The following is a 26496-nucleotide window of genomic DNA, read 5'->3' as shown; positions in this document are numbered from 1 at the left end:
TTTGTAAGGAATTTTTTAGGGTTGACCTTGAATTACATTTGTCAGCTCCAATATAGATTCCAACGGTAGGAAAAAGCCGGCAACTCGCTGCAAATTGCAGGAGAAACTGCGCAAAACCACCATCTATTAACACAGTACTTATGTTCGCTTTTTGTGAAAGGTTCATAAGTCAGTATCAGAGAAATTCAGGAGCAATATTATGGGTAAAATTATCGGCATTGACTTGGGCACCACCAACTCTTGCGTATCAGTATTAGAAGGCGGCAAGCCAAAAGTTATCGAGAACGCCGAAGGCGATCGCACCACGCCATCCATTATTGCGTTCACTAACGACGACGAAATTCTTGTTGGCCAATCTGCAAAACGCCAATCAGTTACCAACCCGCACAATACTTTGTATGCGGTAAAACGTTTGATCGGCCGTAAATTTAAAGACGACGTTGTACAGAAAGATATCAAAATGGTTCCGTACAAAATCGTTGCTGCCGATAACGGCGACGCATGGGTAGAAGTGAAAGGCGACAAAAAAGCTCCGCCACAAATTTCTGCTGAAGTATTAAAGAAAATGAAAAAAACCGCTGAAGATTATCTCGGCGAATCTGTAACAGAAGCAGTAATTACTGTTCCTGCGTACTTTAATGACTCACAACGTCAGGCAACAAAAGATGCTGGCCGTATTGCTGGTCTCGATGTAAAACGCATCATCAACGAACCAACTGCTGCTGCACTCGCATACGGTTTGGATAAAGGTGTGGGCGATCGCACTATCGCAGTTTATGACTTGGGTGGTGGTACTTTCGATATTTCTATTATCGAAATTGCAGACGTAGATGGCGAACACCAATTTGAAGTACTTTCAACCAACGGTGATACTTTCCTCGGTGGTGAAGACTTTGACTTGCGCTTGATTGAATTCCTTGCGGACACTTTCAAGAAAGATACCGGCATTGATTTGCACAATGATCCACTCGCATTGCAACGCTTAAAAGAAGCGGCAGAAAAAGCGAAAATTGAATTGTCATCAAGCCAACAAACCGAAGTGAATTTGCCGTACATCACTGCTGATGCTACTGGTCCAAAACACTTGGTAACTAAATTGACTCGCGCAAAACTCGAATCTTTGGTTGAAGATTTGGTTACTCGCTCAATGGAGCCAGTAAAACAAGCGATTAAAGATTCAGGCGTTGATATCAAAAAAATCGACGACGTGATTTTGGTGGGCGGTCAAACCCGTATGCCATTGGTGCAAAAAGCCGTAGCAGATTTCTTCGGCAAAGAGCCACGTAAAGACGTAAACCCTGACGAAGCAGTTGCCATTGGTGCTGCAATTCAAGGTTCTGTTTTGTCTGGCGATACCACCAACGTATTGTTGTTGGACGTAACTCCGTTGACTCTTGGTATTGAAACCATGGGCGGCGTTGCCACTCCATTGATCGACAAGAACACCACGATTCCTACCAAGAAATCACAAGTGTTCTCAACCGCGGATGACAACCAATCTGCTGTAACGATTCATGTTGTTCAAGGTGAGCGTAAGCAAGCTGCGCAAAACAAATCGTTGGGCCGTTTCGATTTGAGCGACATTCCACCAGCACCACGTGGCATGCCGCAAATTGAAGTGACTTTCGATATCGACGCTAACGGTATTTTGAACGTAAGCGCGAAAGACAAAGCGACCGGCAAAGAGCAAAGCATTGTGATTAAAGCATCATCAGGTTTGAGCGATGCTGAAATCGAAAAAATGATTAAAGACGCGGAAGCAAACGCCGAAGCAGATCGCAAGTTTGCTGAAGTAGTCACTGCACGCAACACGCTCGATGGTTTGATTCACGCAACTGAAAAAACCGTGAAAGAAGCAGGCGATAAAGCAACTGCAGAAGAAAAATCTGCAATTGAAGCGGCATTAACTGAAGCGCGCGATGCGTTGAAAGCTGATGACCTGGCGAAGATCGAAGCGGCAACAACCAAGTTGACAGAAGCTTCTGGTTCGCTCGCACAAAAACTTTACGCTGAACAGCAAGCAGCTGGCGCGCAAGGTGGTGCAGGTGCACAACAAGCTGGCGGCAAAGCAGAAGATGACGGCGTTGTAGATGCTGAGTTTGAAGAAGTAAAAGACAAGTAAGTTTAATGAGGGAATGGTGCAGCAAGAAAAACTCACCCTCTCCCCAGCCCTCTCCCATCAAGGGAGAGGGGGCTAAAAACAAATGCGGGCTTGCCCGCATTTGTCACGTAAGAAACAAGAGAATTTTTTCAGTCTCGGTCTCCCCTCTCCCCTTGTGGGAGAGGGGTAGGGGGAGAGGGGAAAATTTAATTTCCCGATAAAAGCTACCGAATCCAATTGGTTAAATTATGGCAAAACGCGATTATTACGAAGTGCTCGGCGTCGAAAAAGGCGTAGACGCTGCTGATTTGAAAAAAGCCTATCGCCGCGTGGCGATGAAATATCACCCTGACAGAAATCCGGATGACCCAAAAGCCGAAGAGAAATTCAAAGAAGCGAATGAAGCTTATGAAGTTCTATCGGATGACCAAAAACGCGCAGCCTACGATCGCTTCGGTCACGCGGGTGTAGACGGTCAAGCAGGCGGTGGCGGCGGTGCGGGCTACAGCAACTTCAGCGATATTTTCGGCGATGTCTTCGGCGATATTTTTGGTGGCGGCGGTGGCCGTCGCGGCGGGCCGACTCGTGGCTCCGATTTGCGCTACAACCTCGAATTAAACTTGGAAGATGCTGTAAAAGGCACCACTACACAAATCAAAGTGCCCACATTGGTTTCCTGTAAAACCTGTGACGGCTCGGGTGCAAAAGCGGGCAGCAAACCTGTTACTTGTACTACCTGCGGCGGTCACGGCCAAGTGCGCATGCAACAAGGTTTCTTTTCTGTTCAACAAACCTGTCCTAACTGCCGTGGTCGCGGCACCATCATCGCCGACCCCTGCAAAACCTGTCACGGCCAAGGTCGCGTAGAAGAAACCAAAACACTGCAAGTAAAAGTGCCAGCGGGTGTAGATACAGGCGATCGCATTCGTTTAAGTGGCGAAGGTGAAGCGGGCGAAGCAGGCGGCCCACCGGGCGATTTGTACGTACAAGTTCACGTGCGCGAACACGCCATCTTCAAACGCGAAGGCGCAGATTTGTATTGCGAAGTACCGATTGATTTTGTGGATGCAGCACTTGGCGGTGAGCTCGAAGTTCCAACGCTGGATGGTCGCGTAAAATTAAAAGTCCCAGCAGAAACCCAAACCGGTAAATTGTTTAAGTTGCGCGGCAAAGGTGTAACGCCAGTGCGCGGTGGTGGAGTGGGAGATTTGCTCTGTCGCGTGGTGGTGGAAACTCCGGTGAATCTCACTAACAAGCAAAAAGAAATGCTGAGAGATTTCCAAGCGAGTATGAAAGGCGGGAAGTTCTCGCCCAAACAATCGAGTTGGTTGGATGGGGTTAAGAAGTTTTTTAATGATTAATTAATTGTTAAAACCGAAACGGGCTGATTGAGAAATCAGCCCGTTTTTTGTGGTTAGGCAACATGGTTTCTGTATACGGAAGGACGGCTGCATTAGGTAATAAACTGAATAAAGTGTAGGTTAAGCGAACCTACTTTTTTAGGTTTTAATTATAACTATTAAAGGAATTTAAAATGTTAAATAAATCTTTGGCTAGATCTATTTCTTTGCTATTACTTTTGTTTTTTTCAATAAATGCTCATTGTGTAGAATCGATAGATGATCGTCTGAGTCAGTTATTACGTTCTAAGGATTATCTTTTGTTAGATGCCGAATTAAATTTTCTTGTAAAAAAGTATCAAGAAGATTTTAAAGGGGAAAGGGAGTTGGATATTGCACTGGATTCATTTTATCGGGCAGATCCTTTGCTGCAAACATTTTATGATGAATGGATTAACAAGCAATCTAACTCTGCCGTTGCATATCTGGCCCGAGGCATTTATTTTACGAAAATGGGGTGGAGTTCAAGAGGAAGTAAGTACATTAGTGAGACGAAAAAAGAACAAGTTGATGGTATGAAATTTTATTTTGAAAAAGCTATCAATGACTTTGAAAAAGCAAAGATATTAAACAAAAATTTGGTGCATATATATTGTTATGAAATGGAAATATATATGGCCTTAGGTTCTAAGGCTAAAATAGCTCCTTTAAAAGAGTTGGCGCTAAAAATAAATCCCTATAGCCTCACTGCTCGTACATATTATCTCTCATCTCTTTTGCCGCGATGGGGTGGTTCTGTTATTGAAATGGAGAATGAAATTTCGTTGGCAAAGCCTTTTTATACGAAAAATAAGAAATTAGAAATTTTGAATGGTCGTGTTTTTTCTGAGCTGGGCGATCAGGAATTGCTAAAAGGCAATTATCAAGATTCGCTCAATTACTATAATCAAGCAGTTAAATCTGGGGATTATTGGTTTTATTATGGGATGAGGGGGGAGGCATATACCAATTTAAACAATATGCCAATGGCAATAAGCGATCTTGAAAATGCGGTTAAGCTTCGTCCCAATTATCCCCATGCAAATGCTCTCTTGGGATTTAACTATGCTAAAAAGCAAGACCTGCGAACCGCAATTTATTATTTGTCTCGAGCCCTCTCTGCAGAGCCAAATGATTCCTTTTCCTTAGATCTTCGCGGAGTTTGTAATATGAATATGGGTAATTATCAGGATGCGCTTGATGACTTTAGTAAAGCGTTAGAGCTAAATCCTGCTTCAATGACTTACATGCAGCATAGGGACTTAGCTAAAGAAGCAATCCGTAGTATGAAGTTTAACTGATTTTTCTCGTTTGTAGGTTGGGTAGAAATGCCCAACATTCTCTTTTAATTTAAATTCTATTTCGCCAGCAGGCGAAATAAAAACTATCTAAAAAACCCCCTATTTATATTCCTCAAAAATCTTCGCCAAGGTCGCCAATCCCTTTTTCATATCATCCGCATTAGCGTGACTGAAGTTTAAACGCATGGTGCCAAATGCGGGCTCTCCACTCGCAGGATAAAACGCTTCACCCGGCATAAACACCACATTATGTTCCAGCGCAATTTTTAACAGCGGTCGCGTATCTTTTGCGTTGCGCAATTTCAACCAAAAAAATAATCCACCCGCCGGCGTTTCCCAATCTGCTAAGTGACCGAAGGTTGTCGTCAGTGCGTTATTCATCGCATCGCGTTTTGTGCGATAGGTGTTGCGCAAGTTCATTAAATCCTGATGTCGTTCATTGCACGCCAACCAATTCGCTACACGAATTTGACCGGGGCGGTTGGTGTGTAAATCGCCTGCTTGTTTTAAGCGCAACAAATGCGGAAATAAATCGGACGATGCCGCTAAAAATCCCACACGCCAACCCGGCCACAATGTTTTGGAAAAGCTGCCTAAATAAATCCAAGGCGCGCGTTTGAGCAAGCTGCAAATAGGTGTGCGATCTACCTCGTCGTACATGAGTTCACGGTATGGTTCGTCTTCAATTAAGGGCAGTGCGTAATGATCGAGCACTTCCGCAAGGGCGCGGCGATTCTCTGCGCTGTAACAATGGCCTGATGGATTTTGAAAAGTTGGAATTAAGTAAATCGCGCGCGGTTTATGGGTTTCAATCATCTGCGCTAGGAGTGCTGGGTCAATACCATCATCGGTGAGCGGTAGGCCTAAACAATTCGCACCAAATAATTGAAAAGCTTGCAGCGCCGCCAAGTAGGTGGGTGCTTCGCACAGCATGGGCGTTCCCGGGTCTACAAAAAGTTTTGCGGCTAAGTCGATACCTTGTTGCGAGCCAGATAAAACCAGCGTTTGTTGCGGCGAAACCTGCATGCCGCATTCCGCTAACCAATCTGCCAAGCGCGCCCGTAAAATCGGCTCGCCTTCGCTTTGCCCGTATTGTTGGAACACGGGGCTCATCCAATCATGGGAGTGGGGCATGTCACGCAAAAGCGGCATGGCTTCTGCGCTGGGTAGGCCGCCCGCAAAGGAGATCATTCCCGGCGCTTGGGCAGCGGCCAGAATTTCGCGTACCAGTGATGAAGTTAGGCGAGTAATGCGTTCGGACAATTGGGGTGGCGGAAGTTGCGAAGAAGCCATGCTGGACTCGTTGTTTGAATAAATTTGGTCATGTATATTGACCTATAATTCGCCTGTTCGAGAGAAAAGTCAATATGGTTGACCAATCAAATATCACTTCCACTGCTCGTGAAGATGAGCTTAACCGTGCCTTGGAGTTGTTTCACTTTGCCTTCCGCGCCTTTACCGCCAAGCCAGATCAGCTTTTGGAAGCGCGCGGTCTGCAGCGCGTTCATCACCGCATCCTCTACTTTGTTGGCCGCAACCCAGAGATTCGCGTGAGCGGTTTGCTCGCCATCTTGGGCGTGACCAAGCAAGCGCTCCACGCGCCCTTGCGTCAGCTGATGGCGATGGGTTTGATTCAAGATTCACCTCACGCCAGCGATAAGCGCGGCAAATGTCTTAAGCTCACGCCGGAGGGCGAAAAGTTGGAAGCCGCCTTGAGCGGTGCTCAGCGCAAGCTCATGCACCAAACTTTTGAGCAAACCGGTGCTGAAGGTGAGCAAGCCTGGCGTAAAGTGATGGAACAATTGAGCGGGCATTTGCCCAAATAAGTGGTACAGGGCTGCCGATGGTGGCCCGTTTTAATTTCCCCTCCGCAGATACCTCAACCCGTTCAAGGGTCAATAAATGTAAATGGCGGATAACCGCTATTGACGATCTTTTTCATTTGCAAGAACATGGTTGCGCTACCATGGCACACGCGCTTTCAAATTATTAGCAATAAGTGCTTGTCGGCTTTACTTCTAACGGCAATGGTAGCGCAAACAAATATAAGATCTAAAAGCTCCGCAGCTATAGGGAGCAGCATCAGGCAAAAATAAAATCAGCCGGGATAGCACATCTACTCATTGCTTAGTTCGTTCCTCGCCGGCCGATGTCAGACAATAATCGTTAATCAGACAAGGGGTATTCACGTGAATCTTAAGTTAATGACGGCAGCATGGCTGCTGGGAGCGTCGCTATGTGCGCATGCGGCGACCAACTCTGTCTACGAAACCATACCAAACGACACCAAGGCTGTAATGGTTAAGGCTGTGGGCGATGGCCGCACAGATGATACGGCAGCGATTCAGCGCGCAATTGATGCGGCGGTAGTGGATAAATGGCGGGGCGGCGTTGTGTTTCTTCCGTCTGGCCGCTACCTCATCAGCCGCACTATCATCATGCCGCCCGCGGTGCGTCTCTACGGTGTTGGTAAAACGCGTCCAGTCGTTATCTTGGGCGATAACACGCCCGGTTTTGGCGAAGGCGTTGCGACCATGTTTACCTTTGTCGGCAACGACCAATACGGCAACAAGCAGCCACCATTCCCACCCAAAACCGTAGTGCCCTTTAACGATAAATTGTTTGATGCAAACTCAAGCACTTTCTATTCGGCCATGGCGAATATTGATATCGAAATCGGCAACGGCAATGCCGGTGCTGTGGCGGCGCGTTTCCACGTTGCGCAGCATGCTTTCTTGTCGCATATGGATTTCAAATTAGGGTCGGGCTTGGCGGGTGTTTATCTCGCGGGCAACGTTATGCAGGATGTTCATTTCCACGGCGGCCGCTACGGCATCCTCACGGAAAAAACATCGCCTGCTTGGCAGTTCACTCTTGTCGATAGCAGCTTCGATGGCCAGCGCGAAGCCGCCATTCGTGAGCATGAAGTTGATCTCACAATGGTGAATGTTTCCATTAGCGATGTTCCCGTAGGAATTGATATTGACGAAGGGTATTCAGATTCGCTGTGGGGCAAAGACGTTCGCTTCAATAATGTTTCCAAAGCCGCGGTTGTAATTAGCGCAGAAAATAGCGTGTTCACCCAAATTGGTTTTGAAAATGCATTAGCGACCAATGTGCCGACCTTTGCGCGTTTCCGTGATAGCGGTAAAACCATTGAAGGTGTTGGCAAAGGCTACCGCGTAAAAGAATTTAATTACGGCCTCACCATAAATGACCCGCGTGCGATGGGGCAAATCAAAACCAACTGGCAGGCAGAACCCTTGAGCGCAATGCCAGCAGCAAAACGCGCAATTCGTCCGTTACCCTCAACCACTGCATGGTTCAACGTGCACGATTCGGGCGCGACAGGTGACGGTAAAACAGACGATACAGCCGCAATTCAACGCGCTATAGATTCGCACAAAGTTGTTTACTTCCCGCAAGGTAACTACATCGTCAACGATACACTGAAATTGAAGAAAGATACGGTGTTAGTTGGCTTGCACCCCGCGCAAACACAATTGATTATTCCCGAAAATTCGCCCGCATTTGCTGGTCTCGGTACGCCCAAAGCTGTAGTGGAAAGCGCTAAAGGTGGCAACGCTATTGTGAGCGGCTTTGGTATTTACACCGGCGTTACCAATCCGCGCGCAATGGGTTTGTTGTGGAAGGCAGGCGTTGATTCCTTGGTTGATGACGTAAAAATTCAAGGTGGCGCAGGCACACCGCGCGATCAACGCGATCAGCCGGTTAAAGGGCGCGATGATGGACAGTACCCCAGTATTTGGATTACGGATGGCGGTGGCGGAACCTTCATTGATATTTGGACACCGCACGAGAGCGCCCATGCTGGTTTCTATGTGTCTAATACCAAAACGCCTGGGCATGTTTACGAGTTGTCTACCGAACACCATTTCCGCAATGAAATCGTTTTGGATGGTGTGGAGAACTGGGAGTTCCTTGCTCCTCAAACCGAGGAAGAAGTGCGTATTAGCTCCGACGCAAATAGCCTCGATGTGCGCAATTCACGCAACATTCTTTTTGCCAATTACCACGCGTACCGCGTGACTCGCTCGCCTAAGCCAAATGCGTTTGCAGTGCGGCTGCAAAATTCAACGGACATACGCTTCCGCAATCTCCATTCAAACGCGGAAAGTGGATTTGCAATGTGCGATGAAAATGGCTGCGCGCCTTATTTGCGCGCGAGCAAATTTCCTTTTGAAAACGCCATTCGCAATGTGACTGCGGGTTGGGATATACGTGAGCGCGAATTTGCGGTGTTCGACGTGACCGATAATATGCCGAAGACTGAACCTGTTGCGCCGCTCTACACCGCAGCGCCAATCCAGAAAATCGCAGATGACTTCTATTCGATTTCAGGTGCGGCTGTTGCGCCGGACGGAGCGCTCTATTTTGTGGAGCGTTACTTCCAGCGCATCTATCGCTGGACGCCTGCCAAAGGCTTGGAAATTGTACGTGACAACACGCTGGACCCGGTTAACCTTGCCATCGACAAATCCGGCAACGTGATGGTGATGTCGCCACAAGGTTCTGAGATCACTGTGTACTCGTTCAAACCAGATACGCCGTTCGATAAGATCGATATCATTCAACCCACTGCTGCCGCAGCTCGACCCAATGTGCAGGTTGCATTACCAGGCAACATTTGGAAAAACGACGGCGAATTTCAGGATCAGCTTGATTACGTAACCTACCGTTATTCAACCTTGGCGGAGCAATTCATCAAAGGTATGGGTACGCCCAAAACGCGCGAATATGTGTCGCCCGATGGCAGCCTTGTATTGCCTGCGTTTCGCACATTCCGTCAGGGCGATTGGCGTTTCTCCGACACCATGGACACCATGGGTCTTGTCACCGCTAAAGTGGGTGAGCGCGTGTTCCTGAATAATTCATCAGAGAATCGCACTTATCACGGGTTGGTTGGTTCAAACGGCGTTGTAACTGACTTAAAAGTCTTTGCTGAGCGCGGCGGTGAAAGTGTTGCCGTTGGGCAAGATGGAAAAGTTTATGTGGCGAATGGACAAGTCTTTGTTTATGCACCGGATGGCAAAATGATTAATCAAATCACCGTGCCTGAGCGTCCTATCCAATTAGTAGTTGGCGGTAAGGATAAGAAAACGCTATTTATTCTTGCGCATCACGGGCTCTACGCAATAAATATTTAGTTGTACATCTTCAAGTTGCGAGTTGGCGAAGCCGCTCGCAACTTATTTTACCGCAACACACTCTTTCTTCTGCAAGACGTTTTATTTTTAACTTTTTATTTTTTCCCTTCTCCTTTCATGTTCACCTATCCCTTGGTTAAGTAAATTTGCATGACATTTATCATGAATTACTAAAGCCTTTTTATCCTTAAGTGCGTTCAGTTTAAATTCATTCCTGGTTGTTAAAGTTCGCTTCAATACATTTACGAATGTATTTCGAATCGTTAATTTACAGCAATTAAGGAATATTTTATGAAAAAGAAAATTTTATTGGCAATGTGTATTGGGCGCATTTACCTTGCCAGCATTGGCAGACAACTTTTATGTTTTTGGTGACGTGGGCCAAGGCAAAATGGAAGTAGACGCCTCCGGTGATTTTACGCTCAGCAAAACAGACACAACTTTTTCATTGGGTGCTGGTTATAACGTCAATCAATTTTTTGCTGTTGAAGTTGCCTACCGTGACTTAGGTCAAATTAAAGACAGCGGTATGGATGTTGATGACTTGGGCGACTCTTATCTCTATTCAGAAAAACTAAGCGCAACTGCTCTGCAAGCTTCTGTTGTAGGTAAATTGCCAATTAGCGAAGACTTTAATATTTTCGGTCGCGTAGGTGTGGCATCAATTGATGCAGATTACAAAATCACGGCATCCTATCCGGACGGCAACAATCCTGCACCGATTAAAGATTCAGAATCCAAAACCAGAGCTTTGGTAGGTGTAGGTGCAAGCTACGCTTTGACGCCACAAATCGCCTTGCGTGCAGAATACAACCAATACGCAAAATGGGATGACACCAAGTTGTCTGCTTTAACAATTGGCGCAACTTATAATTTCTAATCGCTAGGCATTAAACTAAAAAAGCCCCGCTAGTATTCTGCTAGCGGGGCTTTTTTATTCATCAAGGATGCTGCACTAACAAGCCAGAATCCTAGCGCGACTAAACCAATCAAAACCATAATGCCCTGGTTAATTAAGCTGGTGAAACCATGAATAGATTTGGCATGGGTGATCGCCAGAACAACAAATGGAATGTAGGCAAGGAGCGTTAGATATTGCACTGTTTTTTTAACATTAATGTGTTGATCAAACCAAAAGCTTTCCTTGTTGGCGAGTTCAACAAAAATTAAACCTAGCGTTATGCCTATCGCAGCCCCCGCGCACACATCTGCAGGCCAATGCGCTCCAACCGCCATGCGCGAAAGTGCAACCAATAGACCGTAAATAAACAGTAACAGCAGTTTCCATCCTTTCAATTGATGAGCAAAGATAATAAAAATAATTGCCATAAACGCGCTCGCTACATGGCCGGATGGCATGGCGTAATTATTCGATGCGAGTTTTGGTCCCAGTCTGACTATATGGTCTAAGCCCCCGTATTCGGGGCGAAGTATTGCAAAGCTATCTTTGGCGAACTTAACAATGTAGTGAATGGATATTCCGCATAGCACAGCGCAAGTCAATAATCGCTGATGTTTTCGTAAAGTAATAAATAAAAGGCATCCCACAAAAATAACATCAGCGCTATTGGTAATGGTTACCCACAGCGCTTTTGAGGGCAGGGCGGAATTAATCGCAGAAAAGATCGACATGTTTAGAGGCTTAATGGCGCTCAGCAATATTGCAACACCTATAAGCGTTATGCTGGTTAGACTTAGGAGTCTGGTCCGAGTAGTAGTCATTTTATCCTGTACGGCGTGCGCTGTTCACAAATACAAAGTTTGGGTTTTGTTTATTCACATAATATTCAAAAAATTTCGCTCGCGTAAACCTTAGTTTGCAGTGACCTAACGAACCAGGATGAGGCCTTTTTTATGCGTGCTTAAAAGCCATTCCGCATAAAACTTGCGCAAGTTTCTCAAGATTTGCAAAGTTCCCCGCAAAGCCCCAAGAGTTTATTTGCCTGACCGAGGCTGCGTGATATAACAGGCATCCTCGACTTTGAGCGCATATTCCAGCAACTAATCCATCGCACTCGGGTCTACCTCTCACTTATCGCACCTCGGTTTGGCTGTGTTGTAAGCCGTGGTGCTTATGTTCATAATGACAGTTCATATTTATAAGATAAAAGGGTGAAACCATGAAAACTCTTAAGGGTCCAGCCATATTCCTGGCGCAATTTTTAAGCGATACGGCTCCATTCAACAGTCTCGACAGCATTGCCGGTTGGGTTGCCAGCCTTGGGTTTAAAGGTGTGCAGATTCCAACGTGGGATAAACGCGTTTTCGACCTCGAACAAGCTGCCAACAGCACCGAATACTGCCAGCAATTCCTAGCAACTTTGGCCAAGCACGGTTTGGTTCCCACCGAACTATCCACCCATTTGCAGGGTCAACTGGTTGCTGTTCACCCCGCCTATGACGAAATGTTTGATGGTTTTGCCCCCGAATCTGTTCGTGGCAACCCAACCGCTCGCCAAGCTTGGGCAGTAGAACAAATGATGCTGGCTGCCAAAGCCAGTAAAAACTTGGGCTTGAAAGCCCATGCCACTTTCTCTGGCGCCTTGTTATGGCCTTACTTGTACCCCTGGCCACAGCGCCCCGCTGGTTTAGTGGATGCTGGTTTTGCTGAATTGGCAAAACGCTGGAAACCAATTCTCGATGCGTTTGATGCAGTTGGCGTTGACGTTTGCTATGAAATTCACCCCGGTGAAGATTTGCATGATGGCGCGACTTTCGAACGTTTCTTGAAAGCGGTAGATAATCACCCGCGCTGCAATATTTTGTTTGACCCATCGCACTTCGTATTGCAACAACTCGATTACCTTGCGTTTATCGATCGCTATCACGACCGCATCAAAATGTTCCATGTGAAAGACGCTGAATTTAATCCAACTGCACAACAAGGCGTGTACGGTGGTTATGAATCCTGGGTTGATCGTGCTGGTCGCTTCCGTTCACTCGGCGATGGCCAAGTGGACTTCAAACAAATTTTCTCAAAATTCGCTGCTTACAATTACGAAGGCTGGGCCGTATTGGAGTGGGAATGCTGCTTGAAACACCCAGAAGTTGGCGCGGCAGAAGGTGCTCCATTTATTGCGCAACACATTATTAAAGTGACTGAGCGCGCATTTGATGATTTTGCGAGTGGCGGTACAGACCACGCAGCAAATCGTCGTATTTTGGGTTTGAAATAAATAGTTTTTTTTGCTTTTGCTTTTGCTTTTGCTTTTGCTTTTGCTTTTGCTTTTGCTTTTGCTTTTGCTTTTGCTTTTGCTTTTGCTTTTGCGTTTGACGTTCACTCCCTTTTGGCTTTGCCGAGCACTGGAAGAAAATTGCCGGCTAACGCACAGGAAGTGCGTTTGAGTGACGATGCGACATGGATGTCGCACCGGAGCGACGACAATTTTCTGAAGCGCGCAGGAAAAACAAAGCCATGGGTCGCCTTTCTTTTGACTCCTTTTCTTTGGCGAAGCAAAGAAAAGGAGTTCGCCAAGAGGCGAAATAAAATCTAAAAAATTAAAAGCTTAATGTGAATATTTATAGCGTTGTTTTTGCATAAAGGAATTCAGTTTTCTCTAGCGTGAAAAAGCTGGATCCCCGCTACGCGAGGATGACGACTCCCCGTAAAAATTAGAGTTGATAAGAGTTTAATTATGACTACTCCAAGAATTCGTTATGCAATGGTTGGTGGTGGACGCGGTGCATTTATCGGTGCTGTGCATCGCATCGCTGCGCGTATGGACGACCGCTATGAATTGGTTGCTGGTGCGCTTTCATCTAACCCAGAGAACGCAAAAGCGTCTGCTGCTGATTTACATATCGCACCAGATCGCGCTTACACCTCTTTCGAAGAAATGTTGCGCGTCGAAAAAACACGTGCAGATGGTATTCAGGCTGTTGTGATCGTTACACCAAACCACATGCACTTTCCCGTTGCTAAAGCAGCGCTTGAAGCTGGTATTAATGTGATTTGCGACAAGCCAGTAACGCGCACGCTTGAAGAGGCGCTTGAGTTGCAACAAGTCGCTGCAAAAAGCAGTGCTTATTTTGCATTGACTCACAACTACAGCGCTTATCCGCTCGTGCGTTACGCGCGTGAATTAGTAGGTAAGGGCGCGCTCGGGAAAATTCGCGTTGTGCAAGTAGAGTACCCACAAGAATGGCTCACAGTTGCGGCCGATGCAGATAACAAACAAGCCTCATGGCGTACTGATCCAGCTCGTTCAGGCGCTGGTGGATGTCTTGGTGATATTGGTACGCACGCGTTTCAATTAGCGCGTTTTATTAGTCAGCAAAAAGTGACTGCAGTTAGCGCAGACTTGGCGAGCTTTGTTGATGGCCGCTTGGTGGATGACAACGTTCATGCGCTTTTGCGTTTTGAAAACGGCGCGAAAGGTATGCTGTGGAGCAGCCAAGTTGCACCCGGTTGTGAAAATGGTTTGCGCATTCGCGTCTTCGGCGATAAAGCGAGTATTGAGTGGGCGCAAGAAACACCAAATGAATTGTGGTTTGCTGAATTAAACAAACCGCGTCAACGCGTGACTCGCCGTGGTGATATCGGTAGCGACATCGCGGCGCGTGGCATGCGTACACCGGGTGGCCATCCTGAGGGGTATCTCGAAGCCTTCGCCAACTTGTACAACGACATCGCCGATATTTTAATTGCGCATCAAGCGGGCGAGCGTCACTATTTGCAAGACTGGGTGCCTTGTATTGATACAGGTGTTGAAGGGATGAAGTTTATTCAAGCCGTGATTGATTCATCAAAGGCTGATGGTAGTTGGAAATCGCTGTAATTGCTGTACAGCACAGCAGCGAGAGTTAAAGCTCTCGCTGCTTTAAATCGCAGTAACAATTTTTAAACCGCAGTTAACAATAATTCTATCAACAATAAAAAGGGTACAACTATGTCTAATACGATTAACCCAAATCGCTTATTTACGGCGTGTTGCGTGGCCTTGATCGTCACCGCAATGACCTTTGCTATTCGCGCGGGCATTTTGACGCAACTCAGCGCAACCTTTCAGTTCACCGATGCGCAATTAGGTTGGATCAACAGCATGGCGTTCCTGGGCTTTCCGGTCGCTATGATGGTGGGTGGTTTGCTGTATAACGCTTTGGGCGCGCGCACGTTGTTGTATCTCGCGTTTGTTTGCCACTTGTTAGGTTTAATTCTCACGATTACTGCAGGCGGTTTCTGGGGCTTGTTGCTCTCGTCATTCTGCATTGGTTTTGCTAACGGCTCTGTTGAAGCGGCATGTAATCCATTGATCGTGGATATTTACCACACCAACAAAACTACCAAGCTGAATAAATTCCACATGTGGTTCCCAGGCGGTATCGTAATTGGTTCATTGATTTCAGCATTGATGACTAAATTGAACATGGGTTGGCAAGCGCAAATTGCGATTATGTTGGTGCCAACTGCGATTTACGGTTTCATGATTTTCGGCCAAACATTCCCTGTGCCCGTTAACACCGAAACATCAACCAAAAATAATATTCGTGCGCTCTTCTCGCCATTATTTATTTTCATGTTGCTGGTGATGACTGTAACTGCTGCCTCTGAATTCGGTACGCAACAATGGGTTGATCGTATTTTCGGAGCATCAGGTGCTCACCCAATGTTGGTGTTGGCCTTAGTGACTGGTTTGATGGCATTAGGTCGTTACTTCGCAGGTCCAATCGTGGAAGCATTGAATCCCGTCGGTGTGTTGCTCATGTCAGCAATTGTGACCACCATCGGTATTTATTTATTGAGTATGGCGTCTGGCGCGTTGATTTATGTTTCAGCAATGGTGTTTGCTATAGGCGTAACTTACTTCTGGCCATGCATGATTGGTTTCATCAGCGAATACCAACCAAAAACCGGTGCGCTCGGCATGTCGTTAATGGGCGGCGCTGGCATGTTCTCTCTCAGTATTTGGAATCCCGTGATTGGCGGTTGGTTAGATGCTGCTAAAGCAGAAGCGGCTGCAAAAGGCATAGCGCCCGAAGCTGTAGAGTTGGCAGCTGGTCAAGCAACCTTGCAAAACCTCGCGCTGTTCCCAGCAGTGTTGATTGTTGTTTTCACTGGCTTGTATATTTTCCGCAAAAAATTCGCGAACAAATAAATTAAGCTGAAATAAAAAGCCCCGGTAGAGAAATCTGCCGGGGCTTTTTTATGACCTAAATTAACCTCCCCCTTTTTAAGGGGGAGGTTAGGAGGGGGTTTAGGTTACGACAAATGCTGCGCGTGGTAACGTAAGTGGTCATCAATAAAGGTTGCGACAAAAAAGTAGCCGTGGTCGTAACCTTCTTGATAACGAAGCACAATGGGATGTTGGCGCTGGTGACAAATATGTTCCAGCAATTCCGGGCGCAATTGCTCTGTGAGGAAATTGTCGGCGGTGCCTTGGTCAATAAACAACGGTTGTTTTGACAGACCTTTTTTAATCAGTGCGCAGGCGTCATATTCTGCCCAAGTACTTTGATCGTCACCCAAATAACCACTAAAGGCTTTTTGGCCCCAAGGGCTTGTACTTGGGTTGACGATAGGCGCAAACGCAGAGACAGATGCAAAACGGCCCGGTTGACGCAATGCCAACACCAGCGCGCCGTGCCCTCCCATAGAATGGCCGCTAATACTTTCTTTTCCGTTGAGCGGAAAATTTGCTTGAACAAGTGCTGGCAATTCTTCCGCAATATAGTCGTACATGCGGTAATGTTTCGCCCAAGGTTCTTGCGTTGCGTTCACATAAAAACCTGCGCCAGAACCAAAATCATAAGTCTCGTCTTCGCCGGGAATGTTTACCCCGCGTGGGCTGGTGTCTGGGCAGATGATCGCTATGCCTAATTTCGCAGCGACTTGTTGCGCGCCAGCTTTCTGCATAAAGTTTTCGTCAGTGCATGTCAGGCCTGACAGCCACCACAAGAGTGGAACAGATGTCGTCTCCGCTTGCGGCGGTAAATAAATGGCAAACACCATATCGCAATTAAGCGTTGCTGAGCGGTGTTTGTATCGTTTGATCCAGCCACCAAAACTTTTGGTGGCAGAAATTAAAACTAAGCTCGATTCGTCGTCAGACATAAAAAGTCTCAAATTAAAACGCATTTAAAAATGCAAAACCGTTCGGATACTTTTTCCTTCGTGAAGTAAATCAAACGCGTCGTTGATTTTCTCGAAAGGCATTTCGTGAGTAATAAACTCGTCGATTTTGATTTCGCCTTTCATATAACGTTCAACGTAATTTGGAAGTTGTGTGCGCCCCTTAACACCGCCAAACGCCGAACCTTTCCAAACGCGGCCCGTCACCAGTTGAAATGGACGCGTAGAAATTTCTTGTCCCGCGCCAGCCACGCCAATGATGATCGATTCGCCCCAGCCTTTGTGGCAGGCTTCCAGCGCAGAGCGCATCACATTAACGTTGCCAATGCATTCAAACGAATAATCCACACCGCCGTCGGTCATATTCACAATGACCTGCTGAATTGGGTCTGAATATTCTTTTGGGTTAACGAAATCGGTGGCGCCGAATTGTCTCGCCAAATCGAATTTTTCTGGGTTGATATCGATAGCAATAATGCGTCCGGCTTTTGCCATTTGCGCACCTTGAATGACTGCTAAACCAATCGCGCCCAAACCAAACACGGCAACTGTTGAACCCGGTGTGACTTTGGCGGTGTTAAACACAGCGCCAATACCCGTGGTTACGCCGCAACCGAGCAGGCAAATTTTGTCGAGCGGAGCGTCTTTCGATACTTTTGCCAAAGATACTTCCGGCAAAACCGTGTACTCAGAAAATGTTGACGTGCCCATGTAATGAAACAGCGGCTGGCCGTCGAGCGAGAAACGAGAGGTTCCGTCCGGCATAACGCCTTTACCTTGGGTTGTTCGTACCGATCCGCACAAGTTGGTTTTGCCAGAAAGGCAGAACTTACATTGGCGACATTCTGCCGTGTAGAGCGGAATCACGTGATCGCCTACCTGCAAGCTCGTCACGCCTTCGCCAACAGCTTCAACAATACCTGCGCCTTCATGGCCTAGTACGGCTGGAAACAAGCCTTCCGGATCTGCGCCCGACAGGGTGTAAGCATCTGTATGGCAAACGCTGGTAGCGACTATACGCACCAGCACTTCGCCCGCTTTAGGGCCCTGAACATCAATTTCCACCAATTCCAAAGGTTTGCCCGCAGCAAAGGCAACAGCAGCGCGTGATTTCATAATCGATTCTCGATTCAAAATAGGAGATTCGCGGCAACCGCCGCAGACAGGGCTGAAGAGTGTAGACTAGTGCCTATCAGGTGGTAACCACCTTAAAAATCACTTAATTGTTGCCGAGGAGCAATAATGCAGCATTGGGATCGTGTGGAAGCTTTTGTAGAAGTGGTGCGCAATGGCAGCTTTGCGGGTGCCGCCCGTCAGCTACAAGTCTCCAACTCACACATCAGTCGTTTGGTGGGACAACTGGAGCAACAGCTCGGTACACAGCTGCTTTACCGAACGACGCGCCAAATCCGGCTCACAGACACGGGCACGCTTTACTATGACAGCTGCCGCCAATTGTTCGATGGCTTTAAAGAAGCCGAGCTACAGCTAAACCAGCACCAAGGCCAACCTGCAGGTTTACTCAAAATTACCGCCGCAACCACCTTTGGCGACCGCTACATAGCGCCGCTGGTAAACGACTTTGCACTTATGTACCCACAAATCAAAGTCAGCATGTACTTCAGTAACCGCCAAGTAGACCTGATTGATGAGGGATTTGATCTCGGCATTCGCATGGGTGTACTTAAAGAATCCACGCTCATTGCGCGGCGTTTGTGTGACCGAAAGGAATATCTGGTTGCGTCGCCCGCGTATTTTGCGAGCCATACCAAGCCTGAAAAGCTTGCAGATTTGGAGCAACACAACTGCCTCATCGGCTCTCGTGGCACCTGGCTACTCTCCCAAAACGGCGTGCGCAAAGATGTAGTCGTACGTGGAAACTGGCAAGCCAACTCCGGCCCCGGCCTGCTGGATGCCGCACTCAAAGGCATAGGCATCGCCCAATTACCCGACTATTACATAGACGAACACCTAACCAGCGGCCGCCTGCAATCCGTTCTCGATAACTACCGCTACACCGACACAGGTGTTTGGGTTGTCTACCCCCAACAGCGATACATTGCCCCTAAGGTGAGGTTCTTTATTGATTTCTTGGTTGAGCGATTTGAGAGGGGTATTGGGCGCTCTATTAAACCTTAAATACTCAATGTGCTATGGATGAGTGTTTAATACCTGATGGAATCATCAAATAGCCTTGTTGCTCTTACTATTTTAGGTGGAATAAGATGAATGCTGGTTTAACCGCCAATAACCTCGTTAAGGCCGAGGCCTGCAGGGGTACGTTAGAGCAGGACTAGTCTTAGCGTTTCCTCGTTGAAAATGTAAGAGTTAAGGAGTGATTTATGCGTCTTAAGTTATCTGCCGCGAGTTTTGCTGTCGTAAGCGCCCTGATCTTGAATTCTGAAGTTGCTTTGGCAAAATCAGACAAAAAACCTGAGAACAGCGGTCCTGCTGTTGCGGTGTTTACCAGTAGTACGGCTGCCTCTTTGAGTGCTAATAAGCGCGTTGCCATTGCTGAAGTGGTGATTTCTTTTCAAACCTCTACCGGTCAAACAATCTCTACGGCAAGCCTCGGAAAAGATGTGGCCAAATACGGTTTGGGTGGTTTATTAAAGCACGATAAAACCAGTGAAACGGGATTTATGCGCTTGGAGCTTGATCCCGTTGTTGCACAAACTGTGGCCAACAATGTGTATAAAAAATTGCAGGAAGATTTGATTGCAATCGGTTTTGAGGTGGTTCCTGAGGCTGAGGTCACTGCAGCAGCATCTTACCAAGCCTTGTTAAAAGAATCCGGTTTTAGCAACCCTTCCAAATACTACAACTCGCAGGGTGATGTGCTCTTAGCCGGCCCCGACGCCTTAAAACCCTACATGCCCTATGCGATTGAGCTGGGTGACTTTTATGAAAATGGAAAAGTCACTACCTATATTCCGGGCTGGGTGAAACAAGTACCTTTTAATGGCGGTAGTTCGACTGAAGGTGGGCCTAAGTTTTCGCTGGGTGTTGGCGCGTGGAAGGTGCCAGATTTGGAAACCAAACTTGCAAAGGAATTAAATGCTCATGTGTTAAAGGCAAACTTTGTGCTGACCTTGGGTAAATTGGATTTGAGCGTTGCGCACGACTATTCGGTTGAGGGTGATCAATATCAGGGTACCAATAGCACCACGACAACGGAAACTACATCCGGTACGGCCAGTGCTGGTTTGGGCGTGCAGGAGTGGCAGAGTCGAATTGCGTTTAGAACTGCAGACGGTAAATCGCAAAAGCCAGGTAAGAATGATAAAGGCCAGTCAGCAAAAGATGGTGATGTTGTGGTTACTATCGATAAGCCAGTCGCAGCTATTTCAAACTTTTTTTCGCTGGCAAATGGCAAAGAGTTGGAAGCAGTGGTTTCCATTACAGACGCTGCACTGTTCAGTAAAGTCGCTGTTAATTTAATTGCGACTGAGCAGAAAAAAATGCTGGATTTGGTTAAACCGTAATAATCATTAGTGATCTGAGCGCTAAAAAGACCAGCCTCACGCGCTGGCCTTTTTATAGCTTGCGTGCCGCTGTTCGAATTGTTCAAGCGTGGGCCGAGATTTCTAAGGCTCCTTTTTGTCATTTGAAAACTTCCTTAAAGTCATTCGGGGCGCAGCAACAACTCCTTATGTTTGGTATGGCTTAGTCAGCCTGAATGGCTAGAAGTGCATTTTTGTGACGTGACTAAAGATCGGTTTTGATTGTGGGCTGCTACCTAATTTTTCACCTTGTTTAAGGATGATCGTAAAGAAATTTAACTAAAGGGCGGGCTTATGTGTCGAATTATTTTACAAAAATAATTTTTCCCGGCTTGATGAATTTGCTAACTTTCTGATTTTAATTGGTTTTTTATCTTGGCGCGTAAAATGCAAACTGGTTCACATTATTTGTGTTTATTGGTTCGCATTTTCATTGAAGGGATAAAAAATGAAAACTATACATTGGTTATTTCTGACGGGCTTGTTGGTTGCGTCTTTGAGTGCTCGGGCAGCAGTGATACCGCTGTCCAGTTTTGATGGTTCTGAGACGGTTGTTGATTTCGACAATGTGTCGGTAGGGGTTTTTAGCGGTACTTATAAAAACTCCGGGGTGATTTTTAGTACAGAGTCTGGCTCATATATCTTCCAAAATACCGGCTGGCTGCTGGGGACGAGCGGCTATGCATTTAACAGCTTTGGTCTGTATCCCGATGCAAAAAACGACATCGAGCTTAGTTTTGGCAGTGCGATCACACGTTTTGGGATGAACTTTGGTAACGGTGCAGGCTCTCAATTATCTGCAGTAGTCAGTGCTTATGATGGCTCTGGGAATTTGGTTGAATCTCTCTCGTTTACCGATTTTGATAACGCGTTTGTGGGCTTTGATTTTTCATCAGCGGTTAGCAAAATCATTATCGATCGTACCGATGGCACCGATTATTTCACTTTTCTAGATGATGTTCGTTTTGCGCCATCAATATCTGTTGCCGTACCGGAGTCGTCCAGTTTGGTTTTGGCTTTGATAGGCTTAATCGGTCTGGTGGGTTTGCGCATGCGCAAATCGGCCTAAATCCAAAAAGGCCTTTTTCATTAAAAGCCTTTTCTCTCAAGTAAATACTTGAAATCCTGCTTTTTCCTTGACATCCCCGCCTTACCTGCGAAAATTGCAGCTTCCTCCAGATGGTTGCAAGATGACCGATAAGCTCGGAATCTCATCTGCGCCCAGCCAAGTCACCCTCTTGGCGACCCATCTGCGGCCTGCGTCCAAAAACCTTGAGCGCTGCCAAGAAAGCCGCTGTTTACCTGCACGGTTTTCGCTGGTCCGATCCTGACCTTGCCGGGTTTTGATCGTGGATCATTCATATTGCGTTGGTAGACTTGAGTCTCAGCGTATTTTTTAGTGCTTCTATACGCCTTACAACTTGCAACTTTTTGCTGCTTCGCGTGTAGCGGTGCGTTTTATTGACATTCTAAAAGGGGAATGACTGTGGAAATGCTATCCGGTGGAGATATGCTCATCCGCGCCCTGAAAGACGAAGGTGTTGAATACATTTTCGGCTATCCAGGCGGCGCTGCACTGCATATTTACGATGCCATCTTTCGTCAAAAAGACGTTAAACATATTCTCGTTCGTCACGAACAAGCCGCTACCCACGCGGCGGACGGTTACTCCCGTTCTACCGGCAAAGTCGGTACTGTTCTCGTGACCTCAGGTCCAGGTGCGACCAATGCCATCACCGGCATTGCGACGGCTTACATGGATTCTATTCCGATGGTGGTCATTTCTGGTCAGGTGATGAGTCACTTGATTGGTGAAGATGCTTTCCAGGAAACGGACATGGTGGGGATTTCCCGCCCGATTGTGAAACACAGTTTCATGATCAAACATCAAAGCGAAATCGCCGAAACCGTGAAGAAGGCTTATTACATCGCGTCTACTGGTCGTCCTGGCCCAGTGGTTATTGATGTACCTAAAGACCTGACTCACCCGGCGTTTACCTTTCCGTACGAATATCCGGATAAGGTGAAGTTACGTTCCTATACGCCCGCAACGCGCGGTCACGCTGGCCAAATCAAGAAAGCGGTGCAGTTACTCTTGGCTGCCAAGCGCCCGATGATTTATACCGGTGGTGGTGTAGTGCAAGGCAATGCATCGCATTTGCTGACGCAATTGGTGGATACGCTGGATTACCCCGTAACCAACACGCTCATGGGCTTGGGTGCTTATCCGGGAACCGGTAAACGCTTCCTCGGCATGCTGGGTATGCACGGTACTTACGAAGCGAACACGGCGATGCACCACAGTGATGTCATCCTTGCAGTGGGTGCACGTTTTGATGACCGCGTAACTAACGCCGTTAGCAAGTTCTGCCCGAACGCAAAAATTATCCATGTGGATATAGACCCTGCGTCCATCTCCAAAACCGTGGTTGCCGATGTACCTATCGTAGGTTCGGTTGAAAGCGTGTTGACGGATATGTTGGCGCTGATTAAAGAATCTAACGAAAAGCCGGATGCAGAAGCCATCGCCGCGTGGTGGAAACAAATCAACGAATGGCGCGAGCGCCATGGTTTGTATACGAAGCCGCGTTACGACACCACCAGCGAATTGATTAAACCTCAAGACGTTATCAAAGCCGTTTGGGAAGTGACAAAGGGTGATGCGTTTATTACGTCCGACGTTGGTCAGCACCAAATGTTTGCGGCGCAATATTACCCATTTGATAAGCCACGCCGTTGGATCAACTCCGGTGGTCTAGGCACCATGGGCTTTGGTCTGCCTGCGGCCATGGGCGTACAAATGGCGCATCGCGATGCAACTGTTGCGTGCATCACTGGCGAAGGTTCCATTCAAATGTGTATTCAAGAATTATCTTGCTGTACGCAATACCATTTGCCGGTGAAAATTATTTGCTTGAACAACCAAGCGCTCGGCATGGTTCGCCAATGGCAAGATATGCAGTACTCCAGTCGCTACGCCGAAAGTTTGTATGAAGATTCATTGCCGGACTTTATCAAGCTTGCAGAAGCTTACGGTCATGTGGGTATTCGTGTGACCAAGAAAGAAGAGCTCAAAGCGAAATTGGAAGAATGTTTTGCGTTGAAAGATCGCGTTGTGTTTATGGATATTATGGTTGATCAATCTGAGCACGTTTACCCCATGCAGATTGCGCAACACTCCATGCGCGACATGTTCTTGAACAAAGAGGAGCGTACATAATGAGACGTATTATTTCTGTTTTATTAGAAAACGCTCCCGGTGCATTGTCTCGCGTTGTAGGTTTGTTTTCACAACGCGGTTACAACATCGAAAGCTTGACCGTTGCTCCAACAGAAGATCCAACGCTGTCGCGTTTAACACTGACAACTATTGGCGATGATCATAAAATCGAACAAATCACCAAGCATCTTAATAAGCTTGTGGATGTTGTGAAATTAGTAGATCTCACCGAAGGTGCACACATTGAACGTGAATTGATGCTGATTAAAGTGAAAGCATCAGGCGCACAGCGTGCGGAAGTAAAACGTTGCGTTGATATTTTCCGTGGCCAAATCATCGATGTAACCAGCTCGCTCTACACCATTCAAATTACCGGCGCGAGCGAAAAGCTCGATGCCTTTTTGTTAGCAGTGGGCGACGCGGCGATTATCGAAGTCGTGCGTAGCGGTGTGAGTGGAATATCACGCGGTGAGAAAGTGTTGAGTTTGTAAACACTACACGCCCCGCCAGAGGATCGGCGGGGTGTGGTTTTTAAGATTTCTCCAACAAATTAATTATCGAATTGTTCAGCCAACTAGATCTGGAGAGATAGATTAGTTTGCGTATGGGGTCTTGCGAAGGCGGGACCAAAGCAACATGCCAAAAGCTGCTGAAAACAACAGCAGAGAGCTTGGTTCTGGAACAGTTGCTGTTTTGGCAACAGACCACGACAGCGTTCTTTCCTTATATTCTCTTGAGTTTTGGATTAAATCCCGACAACCATCCAAGCACATACCTATGCTCGCTTTCAACGTGTAATTGCCTGACTCAAACCCTTGCGGAAGCGCTGATTTTGCCCAAATAAAATCAAGCACTTTTGACTCACCGGGCGACAGAGTAAGATTGAAGAGTTGATCATTAAAAGTTGTCCACGGGAAGGGCTCTTGATTGCCAAAGCCAGTTTCGTTCTGTACCCAATTGAATATATTCCCATCTAAAACTGGACTCCCAAGCCCGGTGCCACCAAAGCGGAAGTTGCTGAGAGGATTTATTGATTCGGTCGAGGTCACATCATTACTGATAATTGCTCTCCCTTGTACCACACTTGTTGGTGATTTAACGCCGAGGTCAGCAACTTCAAATTGCCAATCCCAAACAAGAGCGGCCTGTGAAAAAGTACTGACACCCGCCGCAAAACAAAATGCTATAGCGTTAATAATTGCTTTCATTGAGAAATATCCTTTGTTTGTGTTGATTCAGTCATCCGAATGCATTATTTAAAATGCACATGACTGCTCATAGTCTATTCAAACGCTTATGCTTATACATTAGCTTTTATCACAGTTTCAGATTTTTTTGAGAACGCGTATCCATGCAAGACTCCCTATTTACCGAATCCGGGTCATCTCCATCTGCAAAGAAATCCAGCAAGCAAGTTGAATCAGCTAAGTTTTCACAAGAGCTATTTGTTTTGGCGGAGGCTATGTCGTCACATTTGCGATTAGGGACATCATCTTGGAACTATCCTGGGTGGACGGGCTTGGTGTGGGATCGCGAATATCCGGAGACTAATTTGTCCCGGTATGGATTAAGCGCGTACGCACAGCATCCACTGTTTCGCACAGTGAGTGTTGATCGCGGATTTTATCGTCCGATGAATGTCATGCAATTTGCGCAATATGCTTCGCAAGTGGGCGATGATTTTCGTTTTGTGGTCAAAGCACCGAGTCTCGTCACCGATGCGCTCGTTCGCGATGAAACCGGAAAAGGTATGCGCACTAATCCGCATTTTTTAAATCCAGAAGAAGCGTTGCAGATGTTTGTAGAGCCAGCGCTTGAGGGGTTAAAACACAAGCTCGGCGCGCTGGTATTTCAGATAAGTCCGTTACCTAGTCAGATGCTCGCGCGTATGCCAGATGTAATTAATCGACTGCATCAAATGCTCAGTGCAATTCCCGATTTCAAACATATAGCGCCTGATGGTGTTGTTGCGGTAGAAGTGCGCGATCCGCAATGGCTTACACCGCAATTTGTTCAGGTGTTGCGCGAAACAAAATCAACTTACTGCTTGGGGCTGCACGCCAAAATGCCGCCGATTGTTGAACAATTGCCAATCCTTCGCGCACTGTGGCCGGGCCCACTTGTTTGTAGATGGAATTTAAATCCTTTGCACGGAGCTTATGGCTACGAAGATGCCCAGCAACTCTATTCGCCGTACGACAAAATGGTTGATCCAGATTTGGAAACGCGCGCAATTCTAGCGAAAGTTATTTCGGGCACAGCTAGTGCAGGTCAAAATGTTTACGTCACGCTTAGCAATAAAGCAGAAGGCTGTGCGCCTTTGTCTGTTATCGAGTTGGCGAAAGCGATTCAAAGATAAAGCCGAATCCCTCGATCCGGCTACCACCAAATTATTTATAAATTAATCCTGCAAATATCTTTCACATCAAAACATTGAAATCCAAGGCTATTGGTTGCTGAATCATAATCGAAGGGTTTTCCTGTATAGGGATTTCTGAATGCTGAGGCTTTAACTGCTGCGCCTAGATTTTCTGGATGATTTATTTTTAATTCCAGCTGTAAGGCAATGAGCAAATACATTCCTGCTAGGTCATGTGCTCGGCCTAAATAACTCACATACTGCCAATTTTTGGATAGGCTAAGTTTGCCGCCGAGGTTATAAGGATTGAATCGCGAAAATTCCAACGCAGGTGCTGAGGTTTGTGCGCGCTCGTAAAACTCCATTGGCGATAATTGGTCAAGCGCGAATGCGGGC

The 26496-nt window shown here is 46.8% G+C and carries 21 protein-coding genes; 15 read left to right on the top strand and 6 right to left on the bottom strand.

The window, feature by feature from the left end; all coding sequences use genetic code 11:
- Nucleotides 1-199: 199 nt before the first annotated feature.
- The 3 genes from dnaK to U1F02_RS15350 all read left to right on the top strand — a co-directional run bounded on the left by dnaK (nucleotide 200) and on the right by U1F02_RS15350 (nucleotide 4781).
- Entirely contained in the window at nucleotides 200-2122 is a 1923-nt protein-coding gene (gene dnaK / locus U1F02_RS15360; protein ID WP_409991288.1) for a molecular chaperone DnaK, read from the top strand.
- 227 nt (nucleotides 2123-2349) lie between these two features.
- Nucleotides 2350-3462 carry a molecular chaperone DnaJ gene (dnaJ, locus tag U1F02_RS15355; RefSeq protein ID WP_409991078.1) on the top strand — a complete coding sequence of 371 codons (1113 nt, stop codon included), beginning with the start codon at nucleotides 2350-2352 and terminating at the stop codon, nucleotides 3460-3462.
- A gap of 173 nt (nucleotides 3463-3635) precedes the next feature.
- Nucleotides 3636-4781: a tetratricopeptide repeat protein gene (locus U1F02_RS15350; protein WP_409991077.1), complete on the top strand. Its 1146-nt coding sequence runs from the start codon at nucleotides 3636-3638 to the stop codon at nucleotides 4779-4781.
- Nucleotides 4782-4880: 99 nt separating this feature from the next.
- On the opposite strand, the gene U1F02_RS15345 is transcribed toward U1F02_RS15350, so the two are convergent.
- Complete coding sequence (locus U1F02_RS15345; protein WP_409991287.1) at nucleotides 4881-6074, bottom strand: PLP-dependent aminotransferase family protein; 1194 nt, start codon at nucleotides 6072-6074, stop codon at nucleotides 4881-4883.
- Nucleotides 6075-6148: 74 nt separating this feature from the next.
- Here U1F02_RS15345 and U1F02_RS15340 point away from each other — a divergent pair, with 74 nt between their 5' ends.
- The 3 genes from U1F02_RS15340 to U1F02_RS15330 all read left to right on the top strand — a co-directional run bounded on the left by U1F02_RS15340 (nucleotide 6149) and on the right by U1F02_RS15330 (nucleotide 10829).
- Nucleotides 6149-6607: a MarR family winged helix-turn-helix transcriptional regulator gene (locus U1F02_RS15340; RefSeq protein ID WP_409991286.1), complete on the top strand. Its 459-nt coding sequence runs from the start codon at nucleotides 6149-6151 to the stop codon at nucleotides 6605-6607.
- A 363-nt stretch (nucleotides 6608-6970) separates the two neighbouring features.
- Nucleotides 6971-9949, top strand: a complete 2979-nt coding sequence (locus U1F02_RS15335; protein WP_409991285.1) for a glycosyl hydrolase family 28-related protein — start codon at nucleotides 6971-6973, stop codon at nucleotides 9947-9949.
- Nucleotides 9950-10271: 322 nt separating this feature from the next.
- On the top strand, nucleotides 10272-10829 hold the full coding sequence (locus tag U1F02_RS15330; protein ID WP_409991284.1) for a porin: 558 nt from the start codon (nucleotides 10272-10274) through the stop codon (nucleotides 10827-10829).
- Nucleotides 10830-10858: 29 nt separating this feature from the next.
- Here the strand turns inward: U1F02_RS15330 and U1F02_RS15325 are convergent, their stop codons facing one another.
- The gene (locus tag U1F02_RS15325) at nucleotides 10859-11671 is read right to left on the bottom strand and encodes a phosphatase PAP2 family protein (RefSeq protein ID WP_409991283.1); all 813 of its coding nucleotides are present in this window, start codon (nucleotides 11669-11671) and stop codon (nucleotides 10859-10861) included.
- Between the two features lie 398 nt (nucleotides 11672-12069).
- Between U1F02_RS15325 and U1F02_RS15320 the strand changes: the two genes are divergently transcribed.
- The 3 genes from U1F02_RS15320 (at nucleotide 12070) to U1F02_RS15310 (ending at nucleotide 16044) form a co-directional block, all read left to right on the top strand.
- Complete coding sequence (locus tag U1F02_RS15320; RefSeq protein WP_409991072.1) at nucleotides 12070-13125, top strand: sugar phosphate isomerase/epimerase family protein; 1056 nt, start codon at nucleotides 12070-12072, stop codon at nucleotides 13123-13125.
- 459 nt (nucleotides 13126-13584) lie between these two features.
- Nucleotides 13585-14727, top strand: coding sequence for a Gfo/Idh/MocA family protein (locus U1F02_RS15315; protein ID WP_409991282.1), 1143 nt, complete (start codon nucleotides 13585-13587; stop codon nucleotides 14725-14727).
- A gap of 111 nt (nucleotides 14728-14838) precedes the next feature.
- Nucleotides 14839-16044, top strand: coding sequence for an MFS transporter (locus U1F02_RS15310; protein WP_409991069.1), 1206 nt, complete (start codon nucleotides 14839-14841; stop codon nucleotides 16042-16044).
- Nucleotides 16045-16148: 104 nt separating this feature from the next.
- Here U1F02_RS15310 and fghA read toward each other — a convergent pair whose 3' ends face one another.
- On the bottom strand, nucleotides 16149-17000 hold the full coding sequence (gene fghA, locus U1F02_RS15305; RefSeq protein WP_409991068.1) for an S-formylglutathione hydrolase: 852 nt from the start codon (nucleotides 16998-17000) through the stop codon (nucleotides 16149-16151).
- 24 nt (nucleotides 17001-17024) lie between these two features.
- Nucleotides 17025-18137, bottom strand: coding sequence for an S-(hydroxymethyl)glutathione dehydrogenase/class III alcohol dehydrogenase (locus U1F02_RS15300; RefSeq protein ID WP_409991123.1), 1113 nt, complete (start codon nucleotides 18135-18137; stop codon nucleotides 17025-17027).
- Nucleotides 18138-18260: 123 nt separating this feature from the next.
- Here U1F02_RS15300 and U1F02_RS15295 point away from each other — a divergent pair, with 123 nt between their 5' ends.
- The 5 genes from U1F02_RS15295 to ilvN all read left to right on the top strand — a co-directional run bounded on the left by U1F02_RS15295 (nucleotide 18261) and on the right by ilvN (nucleotide 24232).
- Nucleotides 18261-19157 carry a LysR substrate-binding domain-containing protein gene (locus tag U1F02_RS15295; protein ID WP_409991067.1) on the top strand — a complete coding sequence of 299 codons (897 nt, stop codon included), beginning with the start codon at nucleotides 18261-18263 and terminating at the stop codon, nucleotides 19155-19157.
- A 203-nt stretch (nucleotides 19158-19360) separates the two neighbouring features.
- A complete protein-coding gene (locus U1F02_RS15290; protein WP_409991281.1) occupies nucleotides 19361-20503 on the top strand; it encodes a hypothetical protein in 1143 nt (380 codons plus the stop codon).
- Nucleotides 20504-20969: 466 nt separating this feature from the next.
- Nucleotides 20970-21590: a hypothetical protein gene (locus U1F02_RS15285; RefSeq protein ID WP_409991280.1), complete on the top strand. Its 621-nt coding sequence runs from the start codon at nucleotides 20970-20972 to the stop codon at nucleotides 21588-21590.
- A gap of 417 nt (nucleotides 21591-22007) precedes the next feature.
- Nucleotides 22008-23741, top strand: coding sequence for an acetolactate synthase 3 large subunit (locus tag U1F02_RS15280; RefSeq protein WP_409991279.1), 1734 nt, complete (start codon nucleotides 22008-22010; stop codon nucleotides 23739-23741).
- On the top strand, nucleotides 23741-24232 hold the full coding sequence (gene ilvN / locus U1F02_RS15275; RefSeq protein ID WP_409991064.1) for an acetolactate synthase small subunit: 492 nt from the start codon (nucleotides 23741-23743) through the stop codon (nucleotides 24230-24232). The genes U1F02_RS15280 and ilvN overlap by 1 nt, the downstream gene beginning before the upstream one ends.
- Nucleotides 24233-24334: 102 nt before the next feature.
- Here the strand turns inward: ilvN and U1F02_RS15270 are convergent, their stop codons facing one another.
- Complete coding sequence (locus U1F02_RS15270) at nucleotides 24335-24949, bottom strand: PEP-CTERM sorting domain-containing protein (RefSeq protein WP_409991278.1); 615 nt, start codon at nucleotides 24947-24949, stop codon at nucleotides 24335-24337.
- Nucleotides 24950-25092: 143 nt separating this feature from the next.
- Between U1F02_RS15270 and U1F02_RS15265 the strand changes: the two genes are divergently transcribed.
- On the top strand, nucleotides 25093-26100 hold the full coding sequence (locus tag U1F02_RS15265) for a DUF72 domain-containing protein (protein ID WP_409991277.1): 1008 nt from the start codon (nucleotides 25093-25095) through the stop codon (nucleotides 26098-26100).
- Between the two features lie 35 nt (nucleotides 26101-26135).
- On the opposite strand, the gene U1F02_RS15260 is transcribed toward U1F02_RS15265, so the two are convergent.
- Nucleotides 26136-26496, bottom strand: a 361-nt coding sequence (locus U1F02_RS15260; protein ID WP_409991276.1) for a hypothetical protein, incomplete at its 5' end; no start/stop codon positions are given.

Source organism: Cellvibrio sp., assembly GCF_046347455.1.
In the GTDB taxonomy this organism is placed as follows: domain Bacteria; phylum Pseudomonadota; class Gammaproteobacteria; order Pseudomonadales; family Cellvibrionaceae; genus Cellvibrio.
This window is presented reverse-complemented; position numbering and strand designations above follow the sequence as displayed.

What these genes read in the sequence shown, in the direction of transcription:
- U1F02_RS15290 (WP_409991281.1), top strand. Translation starts at nt 19,361, where the DNA reads ATGCGTCTTAAGTTATCTGCCGCGAGTTTTGCTGTCGTAAGCGCCCTG.
- U1F02_RS15285 (WP_409991280.1), top strand. Translation starts at nt 20,970, where the DNA reads ATGAAAACTATACATTGGTTATTTCTGACGGGCTTGTTGGTTGCGTCT.
- U1F02_RS15315 (WP_409991282.1), top strand. Translation starts at nt 13,585, where the DNA reads ATGACTACTCCAAGAATTCGTTATGCAATGGTTGGTGGTGGACGCGGT.
- U1F02_RS15350 (WP_409991077.1), top strand. Translation starts at nt 3,636, where the DNA reads ATGTTAAATAAATCTTTGGCTAGATCTATTTCTTTGCTATTACTTTTG.
- U1F02_RS15340 (WP_409991286.1), top strand. Translation starts at nt 6,149, where the DNA reads ATGGTTGACCAATCAAATATCACTTCCACTGCTCGTGAAGATGAGCTT.
- U1F02_RS15270 (WP_409991278.1), bottom strand. Translation starts at nt 24,949, where the DNA reads ATGAAAGCAATTATTAACGCTATAGCATTTTGTTTTGCGGCGGGTGTC.
- dnaK (WP_409991288.1), top strand. Translation starts at nt 200, where the DNA reads ATGGGTAAAATTATCGGCATTGACTTGGGCACCACCAACTCTTGCGTA.
- U1F02_RS15320 (WP_409991072.1), top strand. Translation starts at nt 12,070, where the DNA reads ATGAAAACTCTTAAGGGTCCAGCCATATTCCTGGCGCAATTTTTAAGC.
- dnaJ (WP_409991078.1), top strand. Translation starts at nt 2,350, where the DNA reads ATGGCAAAACGCGATTATTACGAAGTGCTCGGCGTCGAAAAAGGCGTA.
- U1F02_RS15295 (WP_409991067.1), top strand. Translation starts at nt 18,261, where the DNA reads ATGCAGCATTGGGATCGTGTGGAAGCTTTTGTAGAAGTGGTGCGCAAT.
- U1F02_RS15345 (WP_409991287.1), bottom strand. Translation starts at nt 6,074, where the DNA reads ATGGCTTCTTCGCAACTTCCGCCACCCCAATTGTCCGAACGCATTACT.
- U1F02_RS15265 (WP_409991277.1), top strand. Translation starts at nt 25,093, where the DNA reads ATGCAAGACTCCCTATTTACCGAATCCGGGTCATCTCCATCTGCAAAG.
- U1F02_RS15325 (WP_409991283.1), bottom strand. Translation starts at nt 11,671, where the DNA reads ATGACTACTACTCGGACCAGACTCCTAAGTCTAACCAGCATAACGCTT.
- ilvN (WP_409991064.1), top strand. Translation starts at nt 23,741, where the DNA reads ATGAGACGTATTATTTCTGTTTTATTAGAAAACGCTCCCGGTGCATTG.
- fghA (WP_409991068.1), bottom strand. Translation starts at nt 17,000, where the DNA reads ATGTCTGACGACGAATCGAGCTTAGTTTTAATTTCTGCCACCAAAAGT.
- U1F02_RS15310 (WP_409991069.1), top strand. Translation starts at nt 14,839, where the DNA reads ATGTCTAATACGATTAACCCAAATCGCTTATTTACGGCGTGTTGCGTG.